The organism is Brevundimonas sp. (assembly GCF_046293315.1).
Lineage (GTDB): Bacteria > Pseudomonadota > Alphaproteobacteria > Caulobacterales > Caulobacteraceae > Brevundimonas.
In genome coordinates this window covers 52,873-77,163 of record NZ_JBKBPF010000005.1, presented here as the reverse complement: position 1 = coordinate 77,163, position 24,291 = coordinate 52,873, and the positions used below count along the sequence as shown (strand labels likewise).

At 69.4% G+C, this 24,291-nt stretch carries 21 protein-coding genes; 14 read left to right on the top strand and 7 right to left on the bottom strand.

Features of this window, described 5'->3' with window-relative positions; translation table 11 throughout:
* The first annotated feature begins 88 nt into the window (after window positions 1-88).
* The 4 genes from ACK4SE_RS06000 (at window position 89) to ACK4SE_RS05985 (ending at window position 6,211) form a co-directional block, all read left to right on the top strand.
* On the top strand, window positions 89-2,446 hold the full coding sequence (locus ACK4SE_RS06000) for an ATP-binding protein (RefSeq protein WP_409689903.1): 2,358 nt from the start codon (window positions 89-91) through the stop codon (window positions 2,444-2,446).
* Window positions 2,443-3,297 (top strand): HAD family hydrolase, encoded by an 855-nt coding sequence (locus tag ACK4SE_RS05995; protein ID WP_409689900.1) that lies wholly within the window; start codon window positions 2,443-2,445, stop codon window positions 3,295-3,297. The genes ACK4SE_RS06000 and ACK4SE_RS05995 overlap by 4 nt, the downstream gene beginning before the upstream one ends.
* Before the next feature lie 88 nt (window positions 3,298-3,385).
* Window positions 3,386-5,515, top strand: a complete 2,130-nt coding sequence (locus ACK4SE_RS05990) for a protein-disulfide reductase DsbD family protein (protein ID WP_409689897.1) — start codon at window positions 3,386-3,388, stop codon at window positions 5,513-5,515.
* Window positions 5,516-5,545: 30 nt separating this feature from the next.
* Window positions 5,546-6,211, top strand: a complete 666-nt coding sequence (locus ACK4SE_RS05985; protein WP_409689894.1) for a thioredoxin family protein — start codon at window positions 5,546-5,548, stop codon at window positions 6,209-6,211.
* A 5-nt stretch (window positions 6,212-6,216) separates the two neighbouring features.
* Here ACK4SE_RS05985 and ACK4SE_RS05980 read toward each other — a convergent pair whose 3' ends face one another.
* Complete coding sequence (locus ACK4SE_RS05980; RefSeq protein ID WP_409689892.1) at window positions 6,217-6,663, bottom strand: hypothetical protein; 447 nt, start codon at window positions 6,661-6,663, stop codon at window positions 6,217-6,219.
* A gap of 114 nt (window positions 6,664-6,777) precedes the next feature.
* On the opposite strand from ACK4SE_RS05980, the gene pgi reads away from it, so the two are divergent.
* The 7 genes from pgi (at window position 6,778) to ACK4SE_RS05945 (ending at window position 15,812) form a co-directional block, all read left to right on the top strand.
* The gene (pgi, locus tag ACK4SE_RS05975; RefSeq protein WP_409689889.1) at window positions 6,778-8,385 is read left to right on the top strand and encodes a glucose-6-phosphate isomerase; all 1,608 of its coding nucleotides are present in this window, start codon (window positions 6,778-6,780) and stop codon (window positions 8,383-8,385) included.
* A 181-nt stretch (window positions 8,386-8,566) separates the two neighbouring features.
* Entirely contained in the window at window positions 8,567-8,854 is a 288-nt protein-coding gene (groES, locus tag ACK4SE_RS05970; RefSeq protein WP_021698725.1) for a co-chaperone GroES, read from the top strand.
* Between the two features lie 54 nt (window positions 8,855-8,908).
* The gene (groL, locus tag ACK4SE_RS05965) at window positions 8,909-10,555 is read left to right on the top strand and encodes a chaperonin GroEL (protein ID WP_409689886.1); all 1,647 of its coding nucleotides are present in this window, start codon (window positions 8,909-8,911) and stop codon (window positions 10,553-10,555) included.
* A 109-nt stretch (window positions 10,556-10,664) separates the two neighbouring features.
* Window positions 10,665-11,330, top strand: coding sequence for a ribulose-phosphate 3-epimerase (gene rpe / locus ACK4SE_RS05960; protein WP_409689883.1), 666 nt, complete (start codon window positions 10,665-10,667; stop codon window positions 11,328-11,330).
* On the top strand, window positions 11,327-13,102 hold the full coding sequence (locus ACK4SE_RS05955; RefSeq protein WP_409689880.1) for a heparinase II/III family protein: 1,776 nt from the start codon (window positions 11,327-11,329) through the stop codon (window positions 13,100-13,102). The genes rpe and ACK4SE_RS05955 overlap by 4 nt, the downstream gene beginning before the upstream one ends.
* A gap of 89 nt (window positions 13,103-13,191) precedes the next feature.
* On the top strand, window positions 13,192-14,796 hold the full coding sequence (gene purH / locus ACK4SE_RS05950; protein WP_409689878.1) for a bifunctional phosphoribosylaminoimidazolecarboxamide formyltransferase/IMP cyclohydrolase: 1,605 nt from the start codon (window positions 13,192-13,194) through the stop codon (window positions 14,794-14,796).
* Between the two features lie 239 nt (window positions 14,797-15,035).
* The gene (locus ACK4SE_RS05945; RefSeq protein ID WP_409689875.1) at window positions 15,036-15,812 is read left to right on the top strand and encodes a dienelactone hydrolase family protein; all 777 of its coding nucleotides are present in this window, start codon (window positions 15,036-15,038) and stop codon (window positions 15,810-15,812) included.
* A gap of 577 nt (window positions 15,813-16,389) precedes the next feature.
* Here ACK4SE_RS05945 and map read toward each other — a convergent pair.
* The 3 genes from map to ACK4SE_RS05930 all read right to left on the bottom strand — a co-directional run bounded on the left by map (window position 16,390) and on the right by ACK4SE_RS05930 (window position 18,088).
* Entirely contained in the window at window positions 16,390-17,184 is a 795-nt protein-coding gene (gene map / locus ACK4SE_RS05940; RefSeq protein WP_409689872.1) for a type I methionyl aminopeptidase, read from the bottom strand.
* On the bottom strand, window positions 17,181-17,387 hold the full coding sequence (locus ACK4SE_RS05935) for a ParD-like family protein (protein ID WP_409689869.1): 207 nt from the start codon (window positions 17,385-17,387) through the stop codon (window positions 17,181-17,183). The genes map and ACK4SE_RS05935 overlap by 4 nt, the downstream gene beginning before the upstream one ends.
* 77 nt (window positions 17,388-17,464) lie before the next feature.
* Entirely contained in the window at window positions 17,465-18,088 is a 624-nt protein-coding gene (locus ACK4SE_RS05930; protein WP_409689867.1) for an HAD family hydrolase, read from the bottom strand.
* A 121-nt stretch (window positions 18,089-18,209) separates the two neighbouring features.
* Here ACK4SE_RS05930 and rlmN point away from each other — a divergent pair, with 121 nt between their 5' ends.
* From rlmN to ACK4SE_RS05915, 3 genes are all read left to right on the top strand, one after another.
* Entirely contained in the window at window positions 18,210-19,373 is a 1,164-nt protein-coding gene (rlmN, locus tag ACK4SE_RS05925) for a 23S rRNA (adenine(2503)-C(2))-methyltransferase RlmN (protein ID WP_409690302.1), read from the top strand.
* 115 nt (window positions 19,374-19,488) lie between these two features.
* Window positions 19,489-19,932: a DUF350 domain-containing protein gene (locus ACK4SE_RS05920; protein WP_409689864.1), complete on the top strand. Its 444-nt coding sequence runs from the start codon at window positions 19,489-19,491 to the stop codon at window positions 19,930-19,932.
* A 19-nt stretch (window positions 19,933-19,951) separates the two neighbouring features.
* On the top strand, window positions 19,952-20,776 hold the full coding sequence (locus ACK4SE_RS05915; protein ID WP_409689861.1) for a serine protease: 825 nt from the start codon (window positions 19,952-19,954) through the stop codon (window positions 20,774-20,776).
* 7 nt (window positions 20,777-20,783) lie between these two features.
* Here ACK4SE_RS05915 and ACK4SE_RS05910 read toward each other — a convergent pair whose 3' ends face one another.
* From ACK4SE_RS05910 to ACK4SE_RS05900, 3 genes are read right to left on the bottom strand one after another with little or no spacing between them, the layout of a single operon-like run.
* Window positions 20,784-21,995 (bottom strand): CaiB/BaiF CoA transferase family protein, encoded by a 1,212-nt coding sequence (locus ACK4SE_RS05910; protein WP_409689858.1) that lies wholly within the window; start codon window positions 21,993-21,995, stop codon window positions 20,784-20,786.
* Between the two features lie 40 nt (window positions 21,996-22,035).
* Window positions 22,036-22,260: a hypothetical protein gene (locus ACK4SE_RS05905; protein WP_409689855.1), complete on the bottom strand. Its 225-nt coding sequence runs from the start codon at window positions 22,258-22,260 to the stop codon at window positions 22,036-22,038.
* A 45-nt stretch (window positions 22,261-22,305) separates the two neighbouring features.
* A complete protein-coding gene (locus ACK4SE_RS05900; protein WP_409689853.1) occupies window positions 22,306-24,147 on the bottom strand; it encodes an ABC transporter transmembrane domain-containing protein in 1,842 nt (613 codons plus the stop codon).
* Window positions 24,148-24,291: the final 144 nt, after the last annotated feature.

The window sequence follows — 24,291 nt, the reverse complement described above, 5'->3', positions numbered from 1 at the left end:
GGGCCGCCGAGGCAACGCAGCGGTCCGCACCGTGATGGATTTCGCCCGTTACGGGTTATGGTGAACGCCGAATCGGCGGGTGAGGACCATGGCTGAGGCCGACATCGCTTTTGTGGCCGCCGCCGGGGCGGCGGGGCTGGCCCTGTCGGTCAGCGCCTGGGCCTGGCGGCTGAGAAACCGCATGCTGACGCGCGCGGCGGCGGCCGACGTGCGCCAGATCGCGCTGGAATCCAGTCTGGCGGATCGTGATGCGGGTCTGGGCGCCTTTGGCGAGGTGTATCTGGGCCTGACTTCTGACGAAGGGGGCGGCGCCTCGCACCTGCAAGGCGAGTCCGCCGACATGGATCGGGTTCGCGCCGTGCTGTTCGGCGATGCCGAGGCCGGCGACCCGGTGGCCGCGCTGGCGGCCACATCGCCGGAGAACGCCGACCGGCTGGAGCGGCTTCGTCTGCAAGGCGCGCCTTGCGACTTTCTGGCCCGGACGCCGCGCGGCGTGCTTCGGGTTCAGGGCCGGGCCTCCGCAGGCGCCGCATGGCTGAAACTGTCGGGCGAGGCGCCGCAGATCCAGGATGCCGGGGGCGCTGCCGAACCCCTGACCGAACTGTCGCCCGTGCCGGCCTGGCGCGTGGACGGAACCGGGCGGCTGGTCTGGGCCAACCGCGCCTGGCTGGACGAGGTGAAGGCCGAGAGCGTAAGCGACGCGGTGGAGCGGGGCATCGGCTTTGACCGGGGCGCCGACGCCTTGATCGCAGAAGCCGCGCGGCTGGGCATGCGTCAGGAAGGGTTCCGCTGGACCTCCGGCGGCGGGCGGCGCCGCGCCTGGCGCATCATCGCTGAACCGCTGGGGCAGACCGAGAGCGGCGAGGCCCTGGGCGCCGCCGCCTTCTCCCTGGACGTGACCGAGGCCGAGGAGACCCGCGACACCCTGCGCCGCCACGTGGAGGGTCATGATGAGACCCTGAACCATCTGGCCGACGCCGTGGCCATCTTCGGCCCGTCCAAGCGGCTGGCCTATCACAACACCGCCTTCCAGCAGCTGTTCGGCATCGACCCGGCGTGGCTGGACGATCGGCCGACGCACGCGGAGTTGCTGGACCGGCTGCGCCAGCGCCGCCAGTTGCCGGAGCGGGATGACTATCCGGCGTGGAAGGCGCACGAGCTGGAGTTCTACGGCGCCACCGAGGCCGCGCCTGACGACAGCTGGTCCCTGCCGGACGGACGGACACTGCGGGTGGTCCGCCAGCCGCACCCGCTGGGCGGGGTGCTGCTGCTGTTCTCGGACATCACCGGCGAGCTGGACCTGCGCAGCCGCTACAACGCCCAGATCCAGGTGCAGCGCGCGACCCTGGACAAGCTGAACGACGCGGTGGCGGTGTTCGGCTCTGACGGACGCCTGCGGCTGCACAACGAGGCGTTCGAGCGGTTCTGGAGCCTGACCCCGGAGCACCTGTCCGAGGCCGCCGACTTCGATTCCCTCGCCGAACTGTGCAAGCGCACGGCGCCGGACCCGGCCTTGTGGCTGGGGCTGAAGGCGCGGGTGGCGGATCCGGATCCGGAGAGCCGCGTGGCGGTGTCGGGCGAGACCCGCACCCGGGACGGCCGGCTGGCCGCCTGGCAGACCCGGCCCCTGCCGGACGGCGCGACGCTGGTCGCCTTCGCCGACGTCACCGCACGCCGCGAGCTGGAACAGGCCCTGGGCGAACGCGAGGCGGCCCTGAAGGAAAGCCAGGAGCTGAAGCGGCAGTTCGTGGGCAGCGTGTCCTATGAGCTGCGCACGCCCCTGACCACCATCGTCGGCTATTCGGAGCTGCTGGAGGCCCAGGCGGCGCTGGACGAGCGGGCGCGCCAGCATGCCGGCGCCATCCGCGTGGCCGCCAGCCAGCTGGCCCGCTCCATCGACGACGTGCTGGACATGGCCCAGATCGACGCGGGCGAGATGGACCTGAGTCTCGGCGACGTGCAGGTGCGCGACGTGCTGGAGCAGTGCGCCGAACGGGTGCGGGCGCGGGTCGAGGGCCGCGGCGGGGTGATCGAGGTGGTCTGTCCGGACAGGATCGGCGCGGTGCGGGCGGATCAGAAGCGGCTGGTCCAGGCGCTGGATCATCTGCTGGACAACGCCGCCCGCTCCATCGGCGAGGGCGGCCAGGTGACGCTGGAAGCCGCGCGCGGCGTCGGCGAGACGCGGTTCCGGGTCACCGACACGGGCCACGGCATCCCCTATCATCTGCAGGCCCATGTGTTTGACCGCTACATCCAGCGCGAGCGCGGCGGACCGGGAGTGGCCCTGGCCCTGGTCAAGGCGCTGATCGAACTGCATGGCGGCTGGGCCGAGCTGGAGAGCGAGCCAGGCAGGGGCGCCAGCTTCATCCTGCACCTGCCGAACGATATCCAACCGGCGGCCGCCCATCCGGAACTGAGCCTCGAACGTCAGGAAGGCCGGGCATGACCAAACGGCTCAAGACGGCGCTGATCTATGATTTCGACGGCACTCTGGCGCGCGGCAACATGCAGGAGGTCAGCTTCATCCCCTCGGTGGGCATGGATATCGGCGACTTCTGGGCCGAGGCCCAGAGCCTGACCGAGCGCGCCGACGGTGACGGCATCCTGATGTACATGCAGCTGATGCTGGCCCGGGCCCGCGAGAACGGCCAGCCCATCACCCGGCAGGTGCTGCGCGAGCATGGCCACGACGTGAAGCTGTTCGACGGCCTGAAGACGGACCTGACTGGCCCCGGCTGGTTCGAGCGTATCGACGCCTTCGGGGCGCGCTATGGTCTGGACATCGAGCACTACATCGTCTCGGCCGGGCTGGAGGAGATGATCGACGGGTGCCCGATCCGCGACGCCTTCCGCCACGTGTTCGCGTCGAAATTCGTCTATGACGACCATGGGGTGGCCATCTGGCCGGCGGTGGGGGTCAACTACACCACGAAGACCCAGTACCTGTTCCGCATCAACAAGGGCGTGCTGAACCACTACGAACACGAGCGGATCAACAAATTCATCCCCGACGACGAGCGGCCGATCCCGTTCGATCGCATGATCTTCCTGGGCGACGGCGACACCGACGTGCCCACCATGAAGATGATGCACACCAAGGGCGGCTTCTCCATCGCCGTCTATGACCCCCGCAATTCGGAGCGGGATCAGGCCAAGATCTATTCGCTGATCTCCGAGGACCGGGTGAATTTCGTGGCCGCCGCAGACTATCGCGAAGCCTCGCCGCTGGACCTGATCGTCAAGGGGCTGATCGGGCGCATCGCGGTCAACGCCGGGACCATGCCCGCGGATCAGTAGGCCCTGCGGCGCCGGTTCCGGTTGCACCTGTCGGCGGGATCGTTAGGGTTCGGGCTGAAACCGCAACACCCGTGGAGACTGAACGCCCGTGCGATTGCTGTCGGCTGTCCTGACCGGTCTGTTCCTGTGGATGTCGGCCCTGCCGGCGGGCGCGCAGGTGCAGCGTACGGAGCGCATCGCCGCCGAGCTGGTCGCCATGAGCCAGTGGGCGGCGCCGGGATCCACCACCGTGGTGGCCGTGCGGCAGGACATCGAGCCGGGCTGGCATACCTACTGGCGCAATCCGGGGGATTCCGGCGGGCCCACAGAGCTCACATGGCGGCTTCCTGCAGGCGTTGAGGCGGGCGGCATCGTCTGGCCCCTGCCCGAGCGTCAGCGGCTGCAGAGCCTGATGAACTACGGCTATTCGGACCAGGTGTATCTGCCGGTCCCCATCGAGATCCCGGCCGATGCGACGCCGGGCTCGGTCCTGTCGCTGTCGGTGGACGCCCTGTTCATGGTGTGCAGCGACGAGATGTGCGTGCCGGACGAGCTGACCCTGAGGCTGGATCTGCGCGTGGACGACGGAGAGGCCCCGCTGGACCGGGCGCACGGCGCAGCCATTGCCCGCATCCTCGAGACCGCGCCCCGGCCCGGCGGCCTGACCGCGCGCGTGACGCGTCAGGGCGAGACCGTGCTGCTCAGCGTCACGGGCGAGGCCCTGACGGGCGACCTGTCCGACGTCTATTTCTTTCCCTTCGAGGGCGGAGTCGTCGATCATCCCGCAGACCAGCCGGGCGAGCGGGGGGCCGAAGGCCTGTCGCTGACCCTGACGGCGGGCCGGGCGATCCTGACCGGCGGCCTGACGGGGCCGATGGCGGGGGTGCTGTCCACGTCGCAGGGCGCGTGGGAGATCACCGCCGAGGTGGGCGAGCCGCTGGCGGGGACCACCGGCCAGGGCGCCCTGGCCGAGGCCGCGGCGCCGACCGGCGTGGGCGTGTTCCTGCAGGCGGCGCTGTTCGCCCTGATTGGCGGGCTGATCCTGAACCTGATGCCATGCGTGTTCCCGATCCTGGCCATGAAGGCGGCGGCCCTGTCGGCCTCGGCGCATGAACCGGGCGAGGCGCGGCGCGACGGGCTGGCGTTCCTGGCGGGGGTGCTGACCACCTTCCTGATCCTCGCCGTGGCGCTGATCGCCTTGCGGGCGGCCGGGCAGGCGGTGGGCTGGGGCTTCCAGCTGCAATCGCCCGGCGTGATCGCGGGGTTGGCCCTGCTGATGCTGGCGGTGGGCCTGAACCTGTCGGGCGTGTTCAACGTGGGCATGGCGGCGCAGGGGCTGGCCGAGGGCGGGGCGGGCGGACGCCTGTCGCGTCTGCCGGGCGGCGTGGGGGCCTTCTTCACCGGCGTGCTGGCGGTGGTGGTGGCGGCTCCGTGCACCGCGCCCTTCATGGCCTTTGCGCTCGGAGCCGCGCTGATCATGCCCGCGCCGATGGCCGTGGCGGTGTTCCTGATGCTGGGGCTGGGTCTGGCCCTGCCCTATGTGGCGGTGAGCCTGTCGCCGGGCCTGCTGAAGCGGTTTCCGCGCCCCGGTCCATGGATGGACCGGCTCAAGGGCGTGCTGGCCTTTCCCATGTACGGCGCGGCCCTGTGGCTGGTGTGGGTGTTCGCTCGTCAGGCCGGGGGCGAGCCCCTGGCCCTGTTGATGGCGGGCGCCCTGATGCTGGCCCTGGGCCTGTTCCTGTGGGGTTGGCGCCAGACGGCCCGGGCCGAGGGGCGCGGCGGGGTGGTCAGCACCGTGGCCGCCGCCCTGTCCATGGTCGCGGCCATGGGACTGGCGGGCGGCGGCGCCTCGCTGGCCCGCGCGCCCGAGGCTGGCGCGAGCGGAGGCGGGGTCCTGTCCTCAAGCCCGTGGTCGCCCGAGGCGGTTCAGGCCGCGCAGGCAGATGGACAGGTGGTGTTCGTGAACTTCACCGCCGACTGGTGCGTCACCTGCAAGGTCAATGAGCGCGCCGCCCTGGCGTCGGACCGGGTGCGCAGCGCCGTCGAGACCACGGGCGCGGTCTATATGGTCGCCGACTGGACCCTGCGGGACGACGCCATCGCCCGGGAGCTGGAGCGGCACGGCCGTTCGGGCGTTCCGCTGTATCTGATCTATTCGCTCGGTTCGGACACGCCACGCATCCTGCCCCAGCTTCTGACCCCCGGCCTCGTGGCCGAGGCCCTGAACGACGCCGCCTGATTTCTTTCGACCACCCAAGGAGCCCATCCCATGAAGATCCGCATCCTGGCCATGGCCGCCGCGTCCGCCCTCGTTCTGGCGGCCTGCAATCAACCGGCCGAGGCGCCAGCCGACGCGACAGAAACCACTGCGACCGCCGAGGCCGCCGGCCAGATGGCCCCGGACTTCACCCTGGTGAACGCCGAGGGTGAACAGGTCAGCCTGTCTGACTTCCGCGGCCGGGTGGTGGTTCTGGAATGGACCAATGAGGACTGCCCCTATGTGCGCAAGCACTACACCGGGCCGATGCAGCAGCTTCAGGAGGATGCGGTCGGCGACGGCGTGGTCTGGCTGACCATCATCTCTTCGGCCCCCGGCACCCAGGGCTATGTCGAGGGCGAGCAGGCGGCCGGCTGGCGCGCGGAATACGACGCGAACTTCACTCATCTGCTGGCCGACCCGACCGGCGAGACGGGCCGGGCCTATGGCGCGGTCACCACGCCGGACATGCGCGTGATCGACGAGGACGGCCGCGTCATCTTCACCGGGGGCATCGATGACCGGCCCAGCGCTGACGTGGCGACACTGGACGGCGCGACCAACTATGTTCGCGCGGCGCTGGACGACCACGCGGCGGGCCGACCCGTGGCGACGCCCTTCGCCCAGCCCTATGGCTGCTCAATCAAGTATGCCGACGAGCTCGAAGAAACCGCCTAGGCTGATCAGGACGCCGGTTGCGGCGGGGCGAGGATGACAGCGGCGTTGTCGTCCAGCAGGTGCGACAGTTCGCTGAGCGCCACGCCCCGCTCGCGCTCGTCAGACGCGTTCTGAACCGCATCCAGACGGCCTGGCATGTCCTCGGATATGCCGCGCAGGATGCATTTCAGGTCGCCGTCCACATTGCGTTCGCGCAGGGTGACGTGACCCTGCATGTCCAGCGCGGCCAGGGCCTCTGCGTCGGCGCGGAAACCGGCGAAGGCGCCGGCGTTGAAGCCGGTCTGGATCCAGCCGTCGACGATCCCCTTCAGGGCCTGCGAGCGGGACACGATATCCAGGAACAGGGGCTCGCCCGCCACCGGTGTCTCGGCCGAGGGCACGGAGGTGGACGTGGCCGCCAGTGCGGGATCGGTCAGCATCAGGGCGGCGGCGATCATCAGTCCACAGGACATGGCAGGCTCCTTCGTCGGCGATTCAGTGGAATCGCCGGTTGCTCCGGCTTACGCCTGCCCCGTAAATGATGTGTTGACCCTGTTCGACCGCGCCCGATCGCGAAGGAGCCCGCCATGGATCTCGACGCCGCCTGGACCGCCTTTGACTCCGTCGCCGCCCGGGATCGGGGCGTGCGCATCGTCGACCAGTTTACAGCCGATCCGGACCGCCTGTCGCGCCTGACGGTGGAGGCCGCCGGCCTGACCATCGACCTGTCCAAGCAGAGCTGGACCCGCGAAGGGTTTGATGCCGCGCTGGGCCTGGCGCACGGCGCGGAGATCGAGGCGGCGCGGGCGCGGCTGTTCGGCGGTGAAGCGGTCAATTTCACCGAGGGGCGCGCCGTGCTGCACGCCGCCCTGCGGGCCCGTCCCGGCGGCGATTACCGCGCCCTGGGCGAGCCGGTGTCGGGTGAGGTCGAGGCGGTGCGCAAGGCCATGGGCGATTACGCCGACGCTGTGCGTTCCGGCAAGGAGACGGGCGCCACGGGCAAGCGGTTCAAGGCCCTTGTCCATGTGGGCATCGGCGGCTCCGATCTGGGCCCCCGGCTCGTCTGGGACGCCCTGTCGTCCCGCGCGCCGGACATCGAGGTCCGCTTCGTAGCCAATATCGACCGGGCCGAGATGGACCAGACCCTGACCGGGCTCGATCCGGAAACGACCCTGGTCATCGTTGCGTCCAAGACCTTCACCACCCAGGAGACCCTGGCCAACGCCGAGCTGGCCCGCCAGTGGCTGGCGGCCGCCCTGCCCGCCGAGGGCCTCGACCGGCACTTCATCGGCGTCACGGCCGCGCCGCAACTGGCCGAACGGTTCGGCTGCGGGCGGACCTTCGCGTTCCGGGACTGGGTCGGCGGACGCTATTCCCTGTGGTCAGCGGTTGGACTGTCGTGCGCCATCGGCCTTGGGCCGGATCTGTTCCAGCGCATGCTGGACGGGGCGGCGGACATGGACGCCCACTTCCGCGACGCGCCGCTGGAGCGGAACGCGCCGGTGCTGATGGCCGCCGCCGAAATCTGGAACGTCAACGGACTGGGGCGCGGCGCCCGCACCGTGGCGCCCTACGCCCACCGCCTGCGCCGTCTGGCCGCCTTCCTGCAGCAACTGGAAATGGAGTCCAACGGCAAGCGCATCCGCGACGACGGCTCGCCTGTTCCGCGCCAGACCTGTCCGGTGGTGTTCGGCGAGCCCGGCACCAACGGCCAGCACGCCTTCTTCCAGCAGCTGCATCAGGGGCCGGAGACGGTGCCCGCCGACTTCGTGGTGGTCGCCCGCGACGAGGAGAACCGGCCCCAGCCCGCCCTGTGGGCCAACGCCCTGGCGCAGGCCGAGGCGCTGATGATGGGCAAGTCGCTGAAGGCGGCGCGGGACGAGCTGATCGCCGCCGGCCACACGCCCGCCGAGGCCGATCGGCTGGCGCCGCACAAGACCTTCCCGGGCAACCGGCCGTCCACCGCCATCCTGATGGAGCGCCTGACCCCCGAGACCCTGGGCGCCCTGCTGGCCCTGTATGAGCACAAGGTGTTCGTGGAGGGGATCATCTGGCGCATCAACAGCTTCGACCAATGGGGCGTGGAGCTGGGCAAGGCCATGGCCCGCACCATCCTGGGCGAGGTGGAAAGCGGTCAGGCCCGTCCCCACGACCCCTCGACCACGACGCTGATCCGGCGGTTGTCGGCCAACTAAACGCTTCGAGATGCGGCCGCAGAGCCGCCATCACTCCGGTTGCGGCGAAAATTCTCTGAGCCCAAACCCTTGACCCGCATGGGTTTGGGGCCTATCTCCCGGCTGCATTAGCACTCGGGCATGGCGGCTGCTAACAGGCGCCGCCCGGGCAAGAACTCGATCCTTTAAGGAGATCATACAGATGGCGTTTCGTCCTCTCGGCGATCGCGTGCTGGTCAAGCGCGTGGAAGAAGAATCCAAGACCAAGGGCGGGATCATCATCCCCGACACGGCCAAGGAAAAGCCCCAGGAAGGCGAAGTCGTCTCCGTCGGCCCCGGCGCCCGTGACGACAGCGGCAAGGTCAACGCCCTGGAACTGAAGGCCGGCGACCGCATCCTGTTCGGCAAGTGGTCCGGCACGGAAGTGAAGATCGACGGCGACGACCTGATCATCATGAAGGAATCCGACGTCCTGGGCGTGCTGTCCTAAGCACCCGCGTCGACGACCTTCTTAAACGAAAACAATAGATAGGAGCTGCCGATCATGGCCGCCAAGATCGTACATTTCAACACCGACGCGCGCGACAAGATGCTGCGCGGCGTCAACGTCCTCGCCAATGCCGTGAAGGTCACCCTGGGGCCCAAGGGCCGCAACGTGGTGATCCAGAAGTCCTTCGGCGCCCCGCGCTCGACCAAGGACGGCGTTTCGGTGGCCAAGGAAATCGAGCTGGAAGACGCCTTCGAGAACATGGGCGCCCAGATGATCCGCGAAGTCGCTTCGAAGACGAACGACAAGGCGGGTGACGGCACCACCACCGCCACGGTCCTGGCCCAGTCCATCGTTCAGGAAGGCCTGAAGTCGGTTGCGGCCGGCATGAACCCGATGGATCTGAAGCGCGGCATCGACAAGGCGGTCACCGCCGTCCTCGCCGAGATCAAGGCCAACGCCAAGAAGGTTTCGGCCAACTCGGAAATCGCCCAGGTCGGCACCATCTCGGCCAACGGCGACGTGGAAGTGGGCGAGATGATCGCCCGGGCCATGGACAAGGTCGGCAACGAAGGCGTCATCACGGTTGAAGAAGCCAAGACCGCCGAGACCGAGCTGGACGTCGTGGAAGGCATGCAGTTCGACCGCGGCTACCTGTCGCCCTACTTCATCACCAACGCCGACAAGATGGAGGCCGATCTCGAGGAGCCCCTGATCCTGCTCCACGAGAAGAAGCTGTCCTCGCTGCAGGCCATGCTGCCGATTCTGGAAGCCGTGGTGCAGTCGGGTCGTCCGCTGGTCATCATCGCCGAGGACATCGAGGGCGAGGCCCTGGCCACCCTGGTGGTCAACAAGCTGCGCGGCGGCCTGCGGGTCGCGGCCGTCAAGGCGCCGGGCTTCGGTGATCGCCGCAAGGCCATGCTGGAGGACATCGCCGTCCTGACCGGCGGCCAGGTGATCTCGGAAGATCTGGGCATCAAGCTGGAAAACGTCACCCTGGACATGCTGGGCAAGGCCAAGAAGGTCACCATCACCAAGGACGACACCACCATCGTTGACGGCGTCGGCGAGAAGGACGCGATCGAGGGCCGCATTGCCCAGATCAAGCGCCAGATCGAGGACACCACCTCGGACTACGACAAGGAGAAGCTGCAGGAACGTCTGGCCAAGCTGGCCGGCGGCGTCGCCGTGATCCGCGTCGGCGGCTCGACCGAGGTCGAGGTCAAGGAGAAGAAGGACCGCGTCGACGACGCCCTCAACGCCACGCGTGCGGCCGTTGAAGAAGGCATCGTCCCCGGCGGCGGTATTGCGCTGCTGAAGGCGACCAAGGCGCTCGAGGGCCTGAAGGGCGACAACGCCGATCAGACCGCGGGCATCGCCATCATCCGCCGCGCCATCCAGGCCCCGATCCGGCAGATCGCCGAGAATGCGGGCGTCGAAGGCTCCATCGTGGTCGGCAAGGTGCTGGAGAACAAGGACGCCTCGTTCGGCTTCAACGCCCAGACCGAGGAGTACGGCGACCTGGTGAAGATGGGCGTGATCGACCCCGCCAAGGTGGTCCGCACCGCCCTGCAGGACGCCGCCTCCGTGGCCGGCATCCTGATCACCACCGAAGCCGCCGTGGCTGACGCTCCCAAGAAGTCCTCGGGCGGCACCCCGGACATGGGCGGCGGCATGGGCGGCATGGGCGGCATGGACTTTTAAGTCCTTCCGTCTCAAACGACCGAAGATGAAGGGCGGGGCCGCAAGGCTCCGCCCTTTTTCGTGGGCTCTCCCCGCTTGCCCCTCATGCGCGCCCGCCGTAAGTCGGGGCATGGCGAAAACTCCCCTGATCTGTCCGTCGATCCTGGCCAGCGATTTCGCGAAGCTGGGGCAGGAAGTGGCGGCCATCGAGGCCGCGGGCGCCGACTGGGTGCATGTGGATGTGATGGACGGCCATTTCGTGCCGAACCTGACCATCGGCCCGGCGGTGGTGAAGGCGCTGCGGCCCCATTCGACCCTGCCGTTCGACGTGCACCTGATGGTGGCGCCGGTGGACCCGTGGCTGGAGGCCTACCGCGAGGCGGGCGCCGACATCCTGAGCGTCCATCCCGAGAGCGGGCCGCACCTGCACCGGACCCTGGGCACAATCCGGGGTCTTGGGGCCAAGGCGGGCATCGTGTTCAACCCGGCCACGCCCCTGGGCATCCTCGAGGAGGTGGTGGATCTGGTGGATCTGGTGCTGATCATGTCGGTCAATCCGGGCTTCGGCGGCCAGAAATTCATCGACACCGCCCTGACCAAGATCGGGCGCGCCCGCGCCATTCTGGACCGGGCCGGCAGCCCCGCGCACCTGCAGGTGGACGGCGGGGTGGTGGCGGCCAATGCCGGAGCCTGCGTCGCCGCCGGGGCCGATGCGCTGGTGGCCGGGTCCTCGGTGTTCAAGGGCGGGCCCGACTCCTACGCCGACAACATAAAGGCTTTGAAGGCCGCCGCGTGAAACTGCCCAGCGCCCCCTTCGCCGATCCCTCGCGCCCGCCCGCGCCCGCACCGGTCAAGGCTGCGCCCAGCCCCGGCGGCTGGAGCCTGGCCCCGGCTGTCGCCGGACGCCTGCTGACCCGCCAGTCGTTCATTGAGCTTTACGGCCTGCCCGGCTATCACCAGACCCTGAAGTGGCCCCGCGCCGAAGGCTTCGCCGCCACGCCGCGAGACTTCCGGCCCAGCGACGCCGAGATCGGCCGCGCGCTGCTGGCCGGACGGATGATGCTGTCCGGCGTGTCCCTGGATCTGAGAAGTCCCGAGGACCCCTGGAACCGGCCCAGCCCCAGCCGGTCGTTCGCCGTCGCCCTGCACGAATTCGCCTGGCTGCCGTCGCTGATGCTGGCCGGCGAGAAGGGGGCGCGCGAAGCCGTGCGCCTGACCCTGGGCTGGCACGCGGTGTTCTCGCACTGGTCGCCGTTCTCGTGGGCGCCCGACATTCTGGCCCGGCGGGTGTTCAACCTGGCCTGCGCGGCGCGGCGCATGGCGGCGGTGGCCAATGAGGCCGACCGAGCCCTGCTGGCCGACATTCTGGCCCGGCAGGCGAGACAACTGCTTCGCCCGCCCGGGGGGCTGGCCGAGAACGCGCTTCAGCGCACCGCGGCGGCCGTTGCGGGATGCGCCCTGGGCGGCAAGGCGGGCGCCTCGCTGCGCCGACGCGCCCTGAACAAGCTGGCTCCGGCGCTCAAGCACACGGTGCGCGAGGACGGCGCCCACGCCAGCCGTTCGCCGCAGGCGGGGCTTGAACTTCTTCTCGACCTGCTGACCCTGGATGACGTCCTGCTGCAGTTGGCCGAGACGCCGCCGCCGGAGCTGGCCCTGGCCATCGGGCGGCTGACCATGGGGCTGCGCACCCTGACCCTGCCCGACGGGCGGCTGGCCGCGTTTCAGGGGAGCGGGGCGCTGGACACGGCCCTGGTCGCCGCCGCCCGCGCCCATGACGAGGACGATCCCGGCCCGGTGGAGGGTGTCGGCCCCGGCGGCTACGCCCGGGTGCATACGCCGCTGCTGACCCTGATCGCCGACGCGGCCCCGCCCGCCACGGGTCCGTGGAGCGGCTCCGCCTGCGCCCAGACCGGGGCCATGGAGATCATCTGCGGGCGCGACCGCATCGTCACCAACTGCGGCTGGACCCCGCGCGCCCATGAGCGTCAGGCCATGCGTCTGACCCCGGCCGGGTCGACCCTGTGTCTGGGGGACGGGGCCATGGCCCAGCCCCTGACCGGGTGGAAGGCGGACCTTCTGGGCACGCGTCTGGTGGGGCCCGCGATCCATGTGGACGCCCAGCACCGCGCCGCCGAGGGCGCTGTGTGGCTGGAGATCGAGCACGACGGCTGGGTCCCGCGCTATGGCCTGAAGCACCAGCGGCGGCTGTATCTGGACCAGCGGCTGGACGAGCTTAGGGCCGAAGAGCGGCTGTACCCGTCCGACGGGCAAAAGGACGCGGCCCGGCCATTGGCCGCTCCTTATGCGGTGCGCTTCCATCTGGAGCCGGGGGTTCAGGCGTCGCTGGCGCGGGACAAACGCAGCATCCTGCTGCGCGGGGCCTCGGGCCGGGGCTGGTGGTTCAGGAGCGACGCGCCGGACGTGGACATCGAGCCCTCGGTGCATGTGGCGGACGGCCTGACGCGGCGCTCGCTGCAGCTGGTGCTGCGGGGCTCGGCCCGCACCGACGCCGAGACCAGGATCCGCTGGAAGATGAGCCCGGCCGGGGCCAGCGGCGAGACGGGATAAGCGCGCCGAAGGTGGCGAAACCGGGCGGCGCGTGTTAACGGCGCGCCGTTCCCGCCTCCCCCGCCCCAAGCCTGCCAGAACGGATCCCCATGCCCGCCGCGCCCGACTTTCCGCCTGCCCCCGACGCCGTCAAACCCGTCCGGGCTCTGATCTCCCTGTCCGACAAGTCCGGGCTTGAGGATGTGGCCCGCGCCCTGGCCGATCTGGGGGTGGAGCTGGTGTCCACGGGCGGCACCCGGGCGGCCATCGAGAAGGCCGGCCTGCCGGTGAAGGACGTGGCCGATCTGACCGGCTTCCCCGAGATGATGGACGGACGGGTCAAGACGCTGCACCCGGTGGTTCACGGAGGCCTGCTGGGCGTGCGCGACGCGCCCGAACACGCCAGGGCCATGGCCGAGCACGGCATCGGCCCCATCGATCTGGTGTGGATCGATCTGTACCCGTTCGAGGCGACCATCGCAGGCGGGGGCGACTTCGCCTCGGCCGTGGAGAACATCGACATCGGCGGGCCGGCCATGATCCGGTCCTCGGCCAAGAACCACGGCTATGTGGCGGTCTGCGTGGACCGGGAGTCCATCGACGAGGCCGTGGCGGCCCTGAAGGCGGACGGGTCCACCAGCCTGGCCCTGCGCAAGCGGCTGGCGGCCCGGGCGTTCGCGCGCACGGCGACCTATGACGCGGCGGTCTCCGGCTGGTTCGCCGGGCAGGTGGACGACGCCGCCCCCGCCCGCAAGACCATCGCCGGCGCCCTGGCCCAGACCCTGCGCTACGGCGAGAACCCGCACCAGGCAGGCGCCTTCTACCGCACTTCCGAGACCCGCCCGGGCGTGGCCAACGCCCGCCAGCTGCAGGGCAAGGAACTGGGCTACAACAACATCGCCGACGCGGACGCGGCCTATGAGCTGGTCGCCGAGTTCGATGAGCCCGCCTGTGTCATCGTCAAGCACGCCAACCCTTGTGGCGTGGCCGTGGGCAAGGACCTGTCGGAAGCCTACGCCCGGGCGCTGGAGTGCGACGCGGTGTCGGCCTTCGGCGGGGTGGTGGCGGTCAACCGGCCCCTGACGGAAGCCGACGCCAAGCTGATCACCGATATCTTCACCGAGGTGGTGATCGCGCCGGGCGCCGACGAGGCGGCGAAGGCGGTGTTCGCGGCCAAGAAGAACCTGCGGCTGCTGATCACCGACGGCCTGCCCGATCCCCTGCAGCCGGGACAGGTGTTCCGCTCGGTGGCCGGGGGCCTGCTGGTGCAGTCGCGCGACCTGGCCCGCATCACCCCTGCCGACCTGAAGATTGTGACGAAGCGCCAGCCTACCGACGCGGAGGTGCGCGACATGCTGTTCGCCTTCACCGTGGCCAAGCACGTGAAGTCCAACGCCATCGTCTATGCGAAGGCGGGCCAGACGGCGGGCATCGGCGCGGGTCAGATGAACCGGCGCGACTCCGCCCGCATCGCCGCCATTCGGGCGAAGGAAGCGGGCGAATCCAAGGGGTTAGCCCACTCGCTGGCGCAGGGCTCGGCCTGTGCGTCGGAAGCCTTCTTCCCGTTCGCGGACGGCCTGCTGGAGGCCGTGGCGGCGGGCGCCACCGCGGTGATCCAGCCGGGCGGCTCGATCCGCGACGAGGAGGTCATCGCCGCCGCCGACGACAAGGGCGTGGCCATGGCCTTCACCGGGGTGCGGGTGTTCCGGCACTAGGAGGCTTCAGACTCCGGGCCCGAAAAAACAGTGTCCGAATTGTCCGAATTGTCCGAAATGTTGAAATCGCCCTCCCGCGTCATGTCCACGGGCGACCATTGTAGGGGCGCCGGGAGGCGTGAGACCAAATAGATGCGAACGCATCCGCGTTTGGGAACCTCTGGACCCCCGGGACAAGCCCGGGGGTGACGGACCAGGGTGGTGGCGGGAAAGCGTCCGCGCCAGCAACAGGAGCCTCCATGGACACGACCGCCGAACGCTGGGCGATGCTGGAGCCGCACACGCGGCATGTGGGGCCCGACGACGACCGGGCGCGGCCGGCGGTGCTGCTGTTCCACGGTTGCGGGGGCTTGAGGGATCACCTGCCCCTGTACGCCGAGGCGGCGAAGGCGGCAGGCATCCGGGCCTTCATCATCGACAGCTTCGGGGCCCGTGGATGGAGCCGGGCCTTCGCCCTGGCCACCGTCTGCACCGGGGTGCGGCTGCGCGGCTGGGCGCGGGCGGGCGATGTGACAGCGGCGATATGGGGCCTGTCCCAACGGCCCGACGTGGATGGGACGCGGCTGGCCGTGGCGGGCTGGAGCCACGGGGGCTGGGCCATCATGGAGGCCCTGAGCGCGCCGTGCGAAATGGCGGGCGAGATGCTGCTGCGTGATCCGGCGGCGGCGGACCTGTCGGGGGTCAGGGCGGTCTTTCTGGCCTATCCCTATGTGGGCGTGGCGGCGACGGGACGGTTCCGGGCCTGGCGGCACTGCCCGAAGACTTTAGCCATCATCGCCGCGCGCGATCACCTGACCACGGTGCGCAACGCCGAGCGGGTGCTGGACGTGGCCTGCGGGGAGGTGGAGATCGAGCGCTGGACCGTGGACGGCACCCACGCCTTCGACGAACCCACCGGCGCCGGCCCCATGCGCCACGACGAGGCCCTGACCGCCGAGGCGCTGAAGCGGTTCGCGAGGTTTCTGGGGGAGGCGCTCGAGCTTAACGGGCCAGTCCCGCCTGAAAGCGGCGGTTAGCCTCCTAGCGTGTGATGCCGGTCACAAGGGGTAGGCGGCGGCGCTGCATGCAGTCTTGAATATACTGCTTCATCCGTACGATCGCCGCCAAGCGCAGGACCCGTCATGAAGGCCAGAGGGATTTCCACGTTCTGGACGGGGTGGTGGAGTGCGAATGCATAAAACAAGCCTGGAGCGTCAAATCGGTACACGGAGACGGACATGTCACGGCGCACTAACGCCCCGGCATCCGGGGAAGGGGCGCCGGGTATGTATCCCGGCAGAATGACGTAAGAGCCTCGGCTGCTCTCAATATGGATTCCATCGCTGTCCTCGCGCACAATCTGCTCGCCTTCGCTGACTTCGAAGTATCCGGCAGGCAGGCACACAAGCAGCGGGCCCGTGCTCGCATCGCCACTCGCCCGCGCGCTTGTATCCCCGTTCTGAGACGCAAACGTAGTGACGGCAGGCTGCTCATAGACCGAGGTAGCGGCGGCGGCGAACAACGACGAGGACACCAGAAACGCCAGCATCGTCAAACCCCAACTAGACCGGTTGAAAGGACACGCCGGCGAGATGGCGTACGCATTTCATTGTTCTACTGCGCTTGGGCGGCCCTGTCCCGTGCGAATTTTTGAGCCTCATCCGGACGCAGCGTCAGCACCCGGACGCCGCTTTTGGTCACAGCGACGGTGTGCTCGAACTGGGCGGAGAGCTTGCCGTCGGCGGTGACCACGGTCCAGCCGTCATCCTCGGTGCGAACGGCCGCGCGGCCCTGATTCAGCATGGGCTCGATGGTGAAGGTCATGCCCTCCTTCAGGGTCAGGCCGGTTCCGGGTTTTCCGAAATGCAGCACCTGGGGCGTCTCGTGCATCTCGCGGCCGATGCCGTGGCCGCAGTACTCCCGCACCACCGAATAGCCGGCCCGCTTCGCGTGCCGCTCAATGGCGTGGCCGATGTCGCCGAGCCGGGCGCCGGGGCGGACGGCGGCGATGCCTTTCCACAAGGCCTCGTAGGTGGTCCGCACGAGGCGGCGGGCGGGGGCGGAGACGGCGCCGATCAGATATGTCTTGCTGGAATCGGCGATGAAGCCGTTCTTCTCCAGCGTGATGTCCAGATTGATGATGTCGCCGTCGCCGAGGACCTCGTCGGCGGACGGCACGCCGTGGCAGACCACGGCGTTGCGCGAACTGTTGAGCACGAAGCCGTAGCCGTACTGGCCCTTGCTCGCGGGACGGGCCTGCAACTGATCCACGATGAAGGTTTCCACCCGGTCGTTGACCTCAAGGGTGCTCATGCCCGCCAGGGGCAAGCCGTCCAGATGGGTGAACACGGAGGCCAGCAGGCGGCCGGATTCGGCCATCAGCTCCACCTCGGGCGGGGTCTTCGTCATGCGGCGGTCAGGTCCGGGCTGTCGACGCCCGCCGCCTTCAGCTCGCGGGCCACCAGCTCCTGAAAGGTGAGACCGGGGTGCAGCTCGCACAGCATGCCCAGCCTGATCCAGAACGCCGCCTGTCCGTTGATCGAGCGGCACGACGCCCGGCTGGCCCGGCGCAGCTGTTCGTGCAGCTCCTCCTCGATGTTGACGATGCCCATGGGACGCTCCGGTAGTATACGAAATGGATATGTATCGTATACGGGCGGGCGGCGTGCAGCAAGTAGACGCGATACCCCTACGGGGAGCTCAACTCGGGGATTAAATCCCGGAGCGTCGCCCCGGGAGTCCAGAGTGCCGCCGTCCATCCGCGAGCCTGTGCGGCCTCGACGTTCCTCTGGTTGTCATCGATGAAGGCGATGGCCTCGGGCGGAAGGCCGGTGCGCTGTTCGACAGCCAGATAGAAATCAGGCGACGGCTTCGAAGCGCCGAGTTGCGCGGCGTAGTGCATGTCATCGAAATGATTGCGAAGTCGCAGGGTGTTCCAGAGATAGGCCGCCCGCTCGTGCTCCTGCACGGTGGCGAGATGAAGCGGCACGCCGGACGCCCTGACGGCCGCGAGTTGGGCCAGCAGCCCCTGATCAAGGTGAGCGTCCCCCTCGAACCAGTAGTTGATCATCCGGTCACAGCTGACTCGAGGGGCGATTTCCCCAAGCGCGTCCGTCAGGCGGTCGCGAAGGGGAGCCCGGCCGTGGATGATGTCGTCCCAGTGGCGCTGGAAAAACACGGTCTGGAGCGCCGCGCGCGGCACACCCAGCTCCTGCTCAATGTGGGCTGACCAACCCAGGGGATGGGGATGGCGCACCACGACGCCGTCGACATCCACCATCAATGCGACCGGTTTCATCAGAAATTTGCTCATGGAGGATGAGGGACAGTGTGCCTCATCCTCGCGCTTCCGCAACGCCCCGTCCGCCCCCACCTTAAATCCGCTCCGTTTCGTGCTATAGGGGCGACTTCCCTTGAACGCATGGACCTTGCCCGTGGGCGTGACCCTCGATCTTTCGCGTGTTTCCGGCGCGGCCGTCGCCGCCCCCGTCAATCTGTCCGGATTGACGCGCGCGGGGCTGCGTCAGGCCCTGATCGACGCCGACATCTGCCCGCCGGAGAAGGCGAAGATGCGCGCCAGTCAGGTGTGGGGCTGGATCCACCACTACGGCGTCACCGACTTCGCGGCCATGAGCAATATCGCGAAGGACACCCAGGCGAAGCTGGCCGAGGCCTTCACCCTTGCCCGCCCCGAGATCGTCGAGCGTCAGGTGTCGAAGGACGGCACCCGCAAATGGCTGATCCGCACCGCCCCGGGCATCGAGATCGAGACGGTCTACATCCCTGATGTGGGCCGCGCCGGGGCCCTGTGCGTCTCGTCGCAGGTCGGCTGCACCCTGAACTGCACCTTCTGCCACACCGGCACCCAGAAGCTGGTGCGCAACCTGACCGCCGCCGAGATCGTGGCCCAGGTGCAGGTGGCGCGCGACGATCTGGACGAGTGGCCGTCGCCCAAGGAAGACCGCCGCCTGTCCAACATCGTGTTCATGGGCATGGGCGAGCCGCTCTACAATCTCGACCACGTCGCCGACGCGATCGACATCATCTCGGACAACGAGGGCATCGCCCTGTCGCGGCGCCGGATCACGGTCTCCACCTCCGGCGTCGTGCCGCAGCTGGAGCCGCTTGGCACACGGACCCAGGCCATGCTGGCGATCAGCCTGCACGCCACCAACGACGCCCTGCGCGACGTGCTGGTGCCGCTGAACAAGAAGTACAATCTCGAGCAGCTGATGGCCGGCATCCGGGCCTATCCGGGCATCTCCAACGCCCGTCGGGTGACCTTCGAATACGTCATGCTGAAGGGCGTCAACGACAGCCCCGAAGAGGCCTGGGCGCTGGTCAGGCTGATCCAGGGCATTCCGGCCAAGGTCAATCTGATCCCGTTCAATCCGTGGCCGGGGACCGATTACGAGTGCTCGGACTGGAAGACCATCGAGCGCTTCGCGGCGATCCTGAACAAGGCCGGCTACGCCAGCCCCATCCGCACCCCGCGGGGGCGCGATATCCTGGCCGCCTGCGGCCAGCTGAAGTCCGAGAGCGAGAAGCTGCGCGCCAGCGCGCGGCGCGCGGCGCCGGCGTCCGAAGCGGCGGCCTGAACCGGGCGCCGGACAACCCGTCGGCGAATTCCTCGCGGTGTGTCCCGCACGCGCTTGCGGATTGGGGCGAGATTCGGGCAAGGCTTTCGACACCCTTCGCCCCTATATGAAGTCCATGGATCCCCAGTCGATCGTTCCCAGCCTGTCCAGCCCCGAGGTCCAGGCCTTCGCGGCCGGCTTTCCCATCGCGTTGATGCATGCGGCGGTGACCCTCCTCCTGCTGTTCGCCGGGACCACGGTCTATGCGCTGCTGACTCCGTGGAAGGAGATCGCCCTGATCCGCGAGGGCAACGCCGCCGCCGCCGTCGCCCTGGGCGGGGTGCTGATCGGTCTGGCGATCCCGCTGTCGGTGTCGCTGTCGGTGTCCACCTCGGTGCGCGACATCGTCATCTGGGGCGTGGCCACCATCGTCATGCAGCTGCTGGCGTTCCGCGTGGTGGACATGGTCCTGACCGGCCTGCCCCAGCGCATCCAGGACGGCGAGGTGCCGGCGGCGGTGCTGCTGGTCGCCGCCAAGATCGCCACGGCCCTGATCCTGGCCGCGGCCCTGACCGGCTGACGGAGGTCCGAACCACACCGTGCGCTTTCCCAGGGTTCCAGACTGGCTGATCTACGGGATCGTGGTGCTGGCCCTGCTGATGGTCGCCACCACCCGCCGCGAGCGTGTCTACAATCCGCCCGCCCCGCCGCCGCCCGACGAGGCCGAGGGCGCCCTGCTGGGGCCGGTGACGCCGTTCGATCCGACGGTGATGGTGGAGACCCCGCCCAATTTCCAGCCCGCCATGGGCACGGCCTTCGCCATTTCATCGCAGGGACGCTGGCTGACCGCCCGCCATGTGGTGGAGGGCTGTCGCCGGCCGGCGCTGATCATCGGCGGCGGCCGCGCGGTGGCGGCCGACGTGCGCCTGGCGCCGCGCGCAGACGTGGCCCTGCTGATCACCGACGGCGGCCCCACGGCCATGCCCCTGGCGGTGGAGGCGCCCCTGCATCAGGGCCAGCGGGCCTTCCATCCCGGCTATCCCCAGGGGGTTCCGGGCGAGGTGACCTCGCGCCTGCTGGGCCGGGAAACCCTGCGCATTTCAGGACGCGGCGCGCGGGACGAGCCGGTGCTGGCCTGGGCCGAGGTGGGGCGCACCGACGGCCTGGCGGGCACCCTGTCAGGGCTGTCCGGCGCCCCGGCCATGGATCGGCAGGGGCGGGTGATCGGGGTGACCATCGCCGAGGCGCCGCGCCGGGGCAGAATCTACACCACATCGCCCGACACCCTGGGGCCGGTGCTGCGCGGCACGGTGCGGGCGGGAGAACAGGCCATGGGCGAGCCGGTGACCATCGACAACTATTACCGCGTCGCCGACCGCCTGCGCCGCGATCTGCGCGTGGCCCAGGTGGTGTGCCTGGAGTGACGGCGGTTCAGGCCCGGTCGGGCTTGCGGTAGCGCGCCAGCACCGCGTCCGTGTGCTCGCCCAGGGCGGGCGGGGGGCGGTCGCTGACAAGGGGCGCGCCGTCCATGCGGATGGGGCTGGCCACCGTGCGGAGGGGAGCGTTGAGGTCGGGGCGGGTCTGTTCGACCGTCAGGCCGCGTGCGATGGCCTGGGGCTCGGCGAACACCTGATCCACCGTATTGACCGGACCGCAGGGCACGCCCGCCGCCTCCAGCCGCTGCATCAGCGCGGCCATGGTCAGGGGTTCGGTCAGGGCTGACAGGATGGGGCCCAGCTGGTCGCGCTCAGCCACCCGTCCGGCGTTGGCGGCGAAGCGCGCGTCGGTCCCCAGATCCGGCTGGCCCAAGGCCTGGCACAGGGCGCGGAACTGGCCGTCGTTACCCACGGCGATCACGACCATGCCGTCGCTGCAGGGGAAGGGCTGGTAGGGCGACAGATTGGGGTGGGCGTTGCCCATGCGGGTCGGCGCCTTGCCCGACACGAAGTAATTGGTGGCCTGATTGGCCAGCATGGCCGCCTGGACGTCGAACAGGGCGATGTCGATGTGGCGGCCTTCGCCCGTCTCGCGCGCCGCGTACAGGGCGGCGAGAATGGCGTTGGAGGCGTACAGGCCGGTGAACAGGTCGGCCACCGCGACGCCGACCTTCATGGGCTCGGCCCCGGGCGCGCCGTCCGGCTGGCCGGTGACCGACATGAGCCCGCCCATGGCCTGGATCATGTAGTCATAGCCCGCCTGACGGGCGCGGGGACCGGTCTGGCCGAAGCCGGTGATGGAGCAGTAGACCAGCTTCGGATTGACCGCCTTCAGGCTATCGAAGTCCAGGCCGTACTTGTTCAGGCCGCCGGTCTTGAAATTCTCGACCAGCACATCGGCGTCGGCGGCCATGCGGCGGATGAGGTCCGCGCCTTCGGGGCTGGCGATGTCCAGGGCCACCGACTGCTTGCCCCGGTTGGCGCACAGGAAATAGGCGGCGTCGCCCGGCGAGCCGTCGGTGCGGGTGGTGAAGGGCGGGCCCCAGTGGCGGGTGTCGTCGCCCGCGCCCGGCCGCTCGATCTTGATCACCTCGGCGCCCAGATCGGCCAGAAGCTGGGTGGCCCAGGGTCCGGCCAGCACGCGGGACAGGTCCAGCACGCGGACGCCGGCGAGGGGGGGTGAGGGGGCAGGGGCGTATCCGGTCATGACCCCGCTCTAGCCTGCAGCCGCGGCGTCGGGAAGGAAATCAGTCGTTGCCCAGTCGCCCGCCGCCACCCCGAATCTCGCAGGCGTAGTCGGTGTTGGGCCGTCCGGTGTGGGCGCCAGCCAGAGGCGTAAGGATGCCGCCGCGCTCCTGGCAGGTCGCATTCAGGGCGTCATAGGCCTGTTGATAGGTCTCTCCGCCGCCGGTGGAGGCGCAAGCGGCAAGCGTGGCCGCCAATGTGACGGCAAGGGTCGGAAGGACACGCATGGGGGGCTCCATTTCGCAAGCTGCCGGGCATCCTAGCATATCGGCCTAGCGGGTGCGGAACTGAAGTTCCGCGAGACGGGCGTACAGGCCCTTTTGCGCCATAAGCTCGGCGTGGGTTCCTTCCTCCACGACCTGGCCCTCGTCCATCACCACGATCCTGTCGGCGCGCAGAACCGTCGCCAGACGGTGGGCGATGACCAGGGTGGTGCGCGCTTCCATGGCCTCGTCGAGGGCGGCCTGGACGAGGCGCTCGTTCTCGGCGTCCAGGGCGCTGGTGGCTTCGTCGAGCAGGAGGATCGGCGCATCGCGCACCAGGGCGCGGGCGATGGCCAGCCGCTGGCGCTGCCCGCCCGACAGGGACCGGCCGCGCTCGCCCAGCGGCGTGTCGAAGCCCTCCGGCAAGGCGTCCAGGAAAGTCAGGGCCTGGGCCCGCCGGGCTGCGTCGCGGGCCTCTTCCAGCGTCACATCCTCGCGTCCGAAGCGGATGTTTTCCAGCGCCGATCCCGAAAACAGGGGCGCTTCCTGGGACACCCAAGCGAAGCGCTCGCGCACCGCCTCGGGATCGGCGTCGCGCACGTCCACCCCGTCCAGCCGCACCTGACCTGACTGGGGATCATAGAAGCGCAGCAGAAGGCGGAACACCGTGGACTTGCCCGCCCCGGAAGGACCCACCAGGGCTACGGTCTCTCCGGGTCGCACGGTCAGGTCAAAGCCCTTCAGCGCCGGCAGGTCCGGCCGTCCCGGATAGGCGAAAGAGACTTCAGACATGGCCACCTCGCCACGGGGCGGCGAGGGCAGAGGGCCGGGGTTCGGCGGGGCGGCGATGGAGGGCTCGGCCTTCATCAGTTCGTCGATGCGGGCCATGGCTCCGGCCGCTTTCTGCACGTCGCCCCAGCTCTCGCCCAGGGCGCCGACGGCCCCGGCGGCGAAAACGGACAGCAGCACGAACTGCAGCAGGGCGCCCGGCGTCATGACGCCCGCCACCACGTCGCGCGCGCCGAGCCACAGAACCAGACTGACGCCGCCGAACATGACCACGATCACCAGCGCCGTCATCCAGGCTCGGGCGTTCATGCGCCGCAGGGAGGCGGCGAAGGCGGCCTCCACCGCGCCGTCGAAGCGCGACCGCGCCGAGGGTTCACGGCCGAACGCCTGGACGGTCTCGATGGCGTCGACGCTTTCGCCTGCGAAGCCCACGGCCCCGGCGAACCGGTCCTGGGACTCCACCGTCAGGGTCCGCACCTTGCGGCCGAACAGGAACAGCGGGCCGATCAGCAACGGCGTGATCAGCATCACCATGCCGGTCAGCTTGGGGCTGACGATCAGCAGCAGGATGGTGGCCCCGATCAGGGTCAGCACGTTCCTGAGCGCGTAGGAGATCGAGGTGGTGAGCAGGGCGTCCACCAGCTGGATGTCGGTGGTCAGGCGCGACAGCACCTCGCCGGTGCGCATGTGGGTGAAGAAGGCGGGGTCCAGCCGCAGGATGCGGCCGAACAGGGCCTGGCGCAGATCGGCGATCATGCGCTCGCCGGTCTTGGTGACGTAGAAATAGCGCAGGGCCGTGGCCAGCCCCAGGCCCACCGCATTGGCCCCAAGAACAAGGAACCAGACGTCCAGGTCCGCCCCGCCCTCGGCGAAGCCGTTGTCGATGGCGCCGCGCGCGGTGATGGTCAGGCCCAGCGAGGCTGCGGTGGACATGGCCAGCCAGAAGGCGGCGATGAGGGCGCTGCCCTTGTGGCGGGCGAGGAAGGGGAGAAGCCGCCCCAGGGGGCGGACGTCGCGCCGGCGCTCACGCCGCTCGGCGGCCTCGGTCATGGACTCCGCGAGGATCGCGCCCGGATTGGGACGGTCGAGGTCGGCGCGGGATGGCGGCGGGGTGGCGGTCATGGCTGCGGCTCTTGCCTCATAAGGCCCATGGGTGTAAACGCCGCCCCTCTCCCGCCGGGACTTCCGGCGGGTTTCCATTTTTGCGCGCGGACGGTCGGTATCGTCCCGACCCAGTCACGGGGCGCTAATCAGGACACGCCGGAC